The 6,395-nt window shown below is 55.4% G+C and carries 5 protein-coding genes; 2 read left to right on the plus strand and 3 right to left on the minus strand.

The features are described from left to right. Positions 1 to 194 precede the first annotated feature (194 nt). Entirely contained in the window at positions 195 to 2,153 is a 1,959-nt protein-coding gene (locus DF200_RS05520; protein ID WP_109137293.1) for a right-handed parallel beta-helix repeat-containing protein, read from the plus strand. Positions 2,154 to 2,225: 72 nt separating this feature from the next. On the opposite strand, the gene DF200_RS05525 is transcribed toward DF200_RS05520, so the two are convergent. The 3 genes from DF200_RS05525 to xylA form a co-directional block, all read right to left on the minus strand. Further along, entirely contained in the window at positions 2,226 to 2,906 is a 681-nt protein-coding gene (locus DF200_RS05525; protein WP_338323270.1) for a retron system putative HNH endonuclease, read from the minus strand. Then, positions 2,884 to 4,305: an AAA family ATPase gene (locus tag DF200_RS05530; protein WP_109137280.1), complete on the minus strand. Its 1,422-nt coding sequence runs from the start codon at positions 4,303 to 4,305 to the stop codon at positions 2,884 to 2,886. Before DF200_RS05530 ends, DF200_RS05525 begins: the two co-directional genes overlap by 23 nt. Before the next feature lie 159 nt (positions 4,306 to 4,464). Then, positions 4,465 to 5,811: a xylose isomerase gene (gene xylA, locus DF200_RS05535; protein WP_109137281.1), complete on the minus strand. Its 1,347-nt coding sequence runs from the start codon at positions 5,809 to 5,811 to the stop codon at positions 4,465 to 4,467. A 389-nt stretch (positions 5,812 to 6,200) separates the two neighbouring features. On the opposite strand from xylA, the gene DF200_RS11315 reads away from it, so the two are divergent. Then, positions 6,201 to 6,395: zinc-ribbon domain-containing protein (locus DF200_RS11315; protein ID WP_146192020.1), on the plus strand; the 195-nt coding region annotated here is incomplete at its 3' end.

Consider the following 6,395-nt stretch of genomic DNA (forward strand, 5'->3'; position numbering starts at 1 on the left):
ATCGTTTCCCAACGACGGTTTTTAGTATATACTAAGTAATTACTAAGTGCAAATCTTAGCTTCATTAATTCATCCGTTTAACCTAAAGAAAGGTGATATTTCAGTATCTATCCATCTTTTAATCATTTATTTAAAACGTTCATTTATCTAATATCATCATCCAGTTTCAATACTGAACCATGAAAGAGGACATCATGACTCATTCACTGCAACGAGGCAGGGAATTGCACGTACGCGCCGGGGTTCCGGAATCCCGTCAGGACGGCTCGAAGGAAGCGCCCTTCGCCACGATCCAGCAGGCCGCCGACATCGCTCGCCCCTACGATACGGTCGTCGTCCATGACGGCATATACCGGGAGAACGTCAATCCGAAAAGAGGGGGATTCCGCGACGATGCGAGAATCACCTACACGGTCGCCGAAGGTGAGCACGCAGTCATCAAGGGGTCTGAAATCGTCGAGGAATGGGAAAACGTCGAAGGCACCGTATGGCATGCCCGCATCCCCAACATGGTGTTCGGCGACTTCAACCCCTACGACACGGCGTTGGAGGGCGATTGGCTGGAGCAGCCCTCCAATTGGAAGCCAAGTCTCGGCGACGTCTATCTCAATGGACGATCGCTGTATGAGGCGCCCGATCTCGACGCGGTCATCCGCGCCGAACGGCGTGAGACCGGTCCGGGACCTGATTGGATGGAGATACCACTGACCATCCCGCGAGCGGACGAGACCATTTTCCAGTGGTACGCGAAGGTCGAGGACAACCACACCGACATCTGGGCCAACTTCCATGAATTCGATCCGAACCGCGAAACCGTGGAAATCAACGTCCGCAAGGAATGCTTCTATCCTCAACGAACCGGCATCGACTATATAACCGTGAGGGGCTTCGAAATGGCTCAGGCGGCCTGCCCCTGGGCACCGCCGACGGGAGACCAACCCGGACTGATCGGCCCGCATTGGAGCCGTGGATGGATCATCGAAGGCAACGATATACATGATGCCAAATGCAGCGCCGTCAGTCTCGGCAAGGAGTACTCGACGGGAGACAACGAGGCATTTCGGTGGGATCTCAAACCCGGATACCAGTGCCAGCTTGAGACGGTGTTCCGCGCCCGCCACATCGGATGGGACAAGGAGCACGTCGGCTCGCACATCGTGCGGAACAACACCATCCACGACTGCGGACAGAACGGCGTAGTCGGCCATCTCGGATGCGTGTTCTCCACGATCGAAAACAACGAGATCTATAACATCGGCACCAAATACGAGTATTTCGGTCATGAAATCGCCGGAATCAAGCTGCATGCCGCCATCGATGTGCAACTGCGCAGCAACCGTATCCACGACTGCACGCTCGGCACCTGGCTTGACTGGCAGGCACAGGGTACAAGGGTATCCTCGAACGTGTACTACGCCAACGTACGCGATTTCATGATCGAGGTGACACACGGCCCCTGCCTGTTCGACAACAACGTGTTCGCCTCTCCATACAACTTCGACAACATGGCATGGGGTTCGGCTTTCGTGCACAATCTGTTCCTCGGCTCCACACGGAAACGCGACGTGCGGAACCGTTTCACGCCGTATCATCTGCCCCACAGCACGCAGATACTCGGCACGGCATGCGTCTACGGCAACGACGAGCGGTTCTATCAGAACATCTTTGCCGCGCCAAAGGTGCTTCCAGGCAATGACACCAGAGACACCAGCGTCTACGACGGCGCCCCGACCAGTCACGAGGAATTCACCAGACGCGTGCACGACCAGGGCATCGGCGATCTCGAAATCTTCGAGACGATACCCGAGGCGATGTATGTGGACGGCAACGCCTACCTCAACGGCACGCACCCGTTCGACCGGGAAGAGCATTCGTACAGCTCCTCCAAAGACCCGAGAGCCGCCGTCGTCACCGACGAGGACGGGTCGTTGTGGTGCGAATTAATCCTCGACGAGACCATCGACGTCGAGACCACCGTCATCGACACCGCCACACTCGGCGCTCCGCGTATCGTGGGCGAGGCATATGAGAATCCGGATGGCAGTCCCATCGTCGTCGACCACGACATCAACGGCGAACCGCGCAATGAGCATCCTGTTCCCGGCCCGTTCTCCACGTTGCAGACCGGAATGAACCGCATCCGTCTGGCATAGTCCGTTCCGGTGTTGCCGGACAGTCGTCCAATTACGACCGCCCGGCAACACCGAATGAATGGCCCATCGCCGTCATTTATTGATTTTGCGACTCAGATAGTCCAATAGAATACCCGCATATTCCCGTCGAGGGTTCTGGACCTCGTATAGTCGGCGATATCTCCGGCATATCACCTTGAGGTTCCGCCCTTTTTTGATCTGGACGGCCATTTCCTGCTGCAAGGCACACAATGCCGCTCTGCGATTCCTCACCAGTCGTTTCTCATTGAGATTCAGTGTCCATTGAATATCGAAATCTACGGCCGCCCGTTCCGAGCGCATTTCTCCATTCGAGCCATACCGTATGGACCGGATATCGCCGTCGTTCCAAGGATTGACAGACAACTCATCATTCCTTCGGTGGGTATCGCATGTCTGCTGTTCATAGGGCAGCCCCCGGCCGCCATCGCAAACCGCCAGCATGTTGTCATACCGGACGGACAGCTCATCGTCCGAATCGGTGCCGGCATGTTGGGCATGATAATGCTCGATATGCATGCTCTTCAGCGTTATACGTCCCATGCAATAGGCACATAACCCTCGTTGCTCGGATAACAGGCTCCGTTGAACATCCCGCTTCGTCTCAGCGGACAGATTGTCATATCTGACCTGCCGAGATCCGGGATTCCTCTTCTCCCCCAGTCGCAGCCGCATGACATCCTCCACAAGAGACAGAGGCTGATCCGCCTTCTCAATCAAGAGCATCGTCGCCATCCAATCGTTCGAGATCCAGCGACACACGTCCCGCCACCAGATCGGGATCGTTCCCCAGCTCGTTTTCCAAGGACGAAAGCCGAGCTTCGGCTTCGGCCAGATTTCCCGTATCCAGAGCATGATGGAATCTGCTCAATTCACGCTTGACCGACGACGGCCGGTCATTTGCCCCCATGATGTCCTCCAACACCGTTCCCGCATTATGTCCATATGATTCGACCGTTGGGATATATGCCGTGTATCGCAACGACCTTTCACTTTCGGAAAGACCATCAGACAGTATGGGATTACCGAAAACGTCCGTCTGCGTCTCACCTACCTGCACCTGACGTATGCCGCGCAAATGGGTCGACTTCACCGAGGAAATGACTGATGGGGCGTGACTGCTGACGATGAACTGCACCCGGGGGAAGATGGTGATGAGGTCATGGATGATACGCTCCTGCCATTTTGGATGAAGATGCAGGTCAATCTCGTCAATCAGTACCACGCCCGGAGAATCAAGAATATGCTCCGCATCGGGATTCAACATCGCCATACGATAGGCGATGTCCGCGATGAGACTCAAAGTGTTGCGATATCCGTCGCTGAGGTTTTCGAAGGGGAGCATCTGCGGTGACCCGGAATCATCGGAATCGACCAGCATCAGTGAGTTGACGCTCAAATCGAATATGACGGAAACCTGCCGCCTTCCCGTCAAATCCGTAAAGCACCTTGCCAATGCCTCCCGAACCGCATCCAACTCCGGAATTCGGCAGTCAACTCCCAATTGCTGCTTTTGCAGTTCGATCTGAGTCATGCGCTCGAACCAGTTCAGCATGAGCTTCTCATTATTCGCATAATCCAGACAATCGATATAGCCGTTCGCCCGGGAAAACCCCTTCGAGAAAAAACCCTCAGAATATTGTCTGTCTCGTTTGTGCAGCCACAACCTGCCTGTTCCGTAATAAGCGAACAACGGCAGAGAAGTCTTGCCTCCTTCGGTAATCTCCCGCTGCAGCGCCTGCGACGCCTGTGTCACATGACGCAGCATCCCTCCCTGCCTTCTGCTTGATTCGTTCATGGTTCTCGACCACACGACATCATCGTTACGGAAGACGGCGGCGGCTTGAATTTCCAACGGCTGAGGTTGATTGGATATCACGCTGCCGGTACGCGACGACCGCAACCGCATATCCGATGCCTGAACTCCACGCCCGACTATGGTGTGATGAGGTGAATTAACACGGATGAGAAACGCGCCCAAAGCAATGGCGGCGGCATCCAGGACAGCGGTCTTACCGGAGCCGTTATCCCCGATCAATACGGTAAGACGATCGTCGAAATCTATGCTCAGACCGCCGAACTTACGAAAGTTCACAAGCCTCAGACGCTTGAGCTTCAATGCATCATCCGGCACGCTCGACCTCCCTACTCATCGGCACTACAGGTAATGTAACACGACCTTTGCATCCCGGCTTCATGCCCGGAGACACGTCCAGATACAGGAAGGGGTATCCGGATGGGCACCGGATACCCCAGAATTTCCCAAGGAGAGAGTCTGTCGAAACGGCGAGAATCAGGCCTCGGCCAAGGCGTCCACGATGTAGTTGTTGATGGATGCCTTGACGACCTCAAGCTGGTCGGAACGCTCGGCGGCAATCAGCTCGGCCTGGGTCTTGTCGAGGGCGTAGCTTTCAAGGGAAGCGAGCGACTCCTTGCCTTCCTCGATGCTCTTTCCGATACCGGAGTCAAAGGACTCATAACGCTTGGCCTGTACATTTTCAATGTAACCGTCCTCATGCATCTTGGCAGCGACCAGCAGACCGGCAGCGAACGTATCCATACCGACGATGTGAGAGCGGAACAGGTCCTCCGCCTCGAAGGAGGAACGACGGGGCTTCGAATCGAAGTTCAGTCCGCCGTGGGGTCCGATGCCACCGGCTGCAAGCACCTCCCACATGACGGAGACGGCATCGTACAGGTCGGACGGGAACTCATCCATATCCCAACCGATAAGCTTGTCTCCTTGATTGGCATCGAGGGAACCTAGGAAGCCAGTCTCACGCGCATAGCGCACCTCATGCTGATAGGTATGACCGGCGAGATTGGCATGGTTGCCTTCGAGATTCAGCTTGAAGATGTCGTCCAGACCGTAGGTCTTGAGGAACGCCACGGTGGTGGCAGCATCGAAGTCGTACTGATGGAGGGTCGGCTCCTTCGGCTTGGGCTCGATGAGGAACTGGGCGTCCATGCCGATTTCCTTCGCATATTCATGACCCATGCGATAGAACTCGGCGATATGATCCTGCTCGCGCTTCATCTGCGTGTTCCACAGACTCTCGTAGCCCTCGCGGCCGCCCCAGAACACATAGTTCTCTGCGCCAAGACGCTTGCCGATTTCAAGGCTTTTCTTCAACTGGCCGCCGGCGTAGGCGTAGATGTCGGCATACGGCGTGGTTGCGCCGCCGGCGAAGTATCGCGGGTTGGTGAACAGCGAGCAGGTGTTCCACAACAGTTTGATGCCGGTGGCCTTCATGTTCTCCTCGATCTTGTCGACGACCTTGTCGAGGTTAGCGTTGGTCTCGCGCAGGGTGTCGCCTTCGGGCGCGATGTCGCGATCATGGAAGCAGAAGTACTCAACACCGAGCTTGGTGAACAGTTCGAAGGCGTAGTCCACCTTGGCGAGAGCCTGATCCATCGGGTCGGTGTATTTGTAGTATGGGCGCTGCGCGGTACCCGTGCCGAACGGATCGACCAGCTCCTGGTTGAACGTATGCCACCAGGCAACGCCGAAGCGCAGCCAATCCTTCATCTTCTTGCCGGCGACGACCTTGTCGGCGTCATAATAACGGAAGCCTAGCGTCTCCGGGGTACCACCCTTGCGTCCGATGTATTCGATTTTATCCACACTCCACAGTCCCATGTCTGCTCCTTTGCACTGCGGTTTACTGAACAACTACATAGTAAAACCATTAAACGATATTTGTCAAATCAAAAAACTTAATAACGCCGCCCAAAATTCCTTCCATAAGCTTCTAAGACCGAAAAGAGGCACCGGAAGAAGACGCTACGTGGCACGAGATATTCGACAATCCAGATGGCAGCATCAATGACGGCGGCTTCTCGGTCTATTCGATTGCCATATATCACAAGCTGATGCATCTGCCCATGCCACTCCACCATGTTCGATGGGGCGCGACATCACGACACGATTTCGCACCGTAATCTACGGTGGACGAACAGCGGCCAATCGTATATCGGGAAAACATCCGGGGGTATTCTGAAGTAAGCAGAAACAAGAGAGGAGACGGCATGTTCTGCGAAAACTGCGGCGAGAGGATTCCTGACGACGAACGGTTCTGCGATAACTGCGGGCATCCCATCGCACCTATGTCCGACACGACGGACACCATGCCAATGCCATCCCCCGCGTCTCCGCACGCCAAAGCATACGACGACGATGGCAACGCCCCGGCCCTGTCGCGGATACACATCTCCGAGCCCACG

The organism is Bifidobacterium catulorum (assembly GCF_003129925.1).
Taxonomy (GTDB): Bacteria; Actinomycetota; Actinomycetes; order Actinomycetales; family Bifidobacteriaceae; genus Galliscardovia; species Galliscardovia catulorum.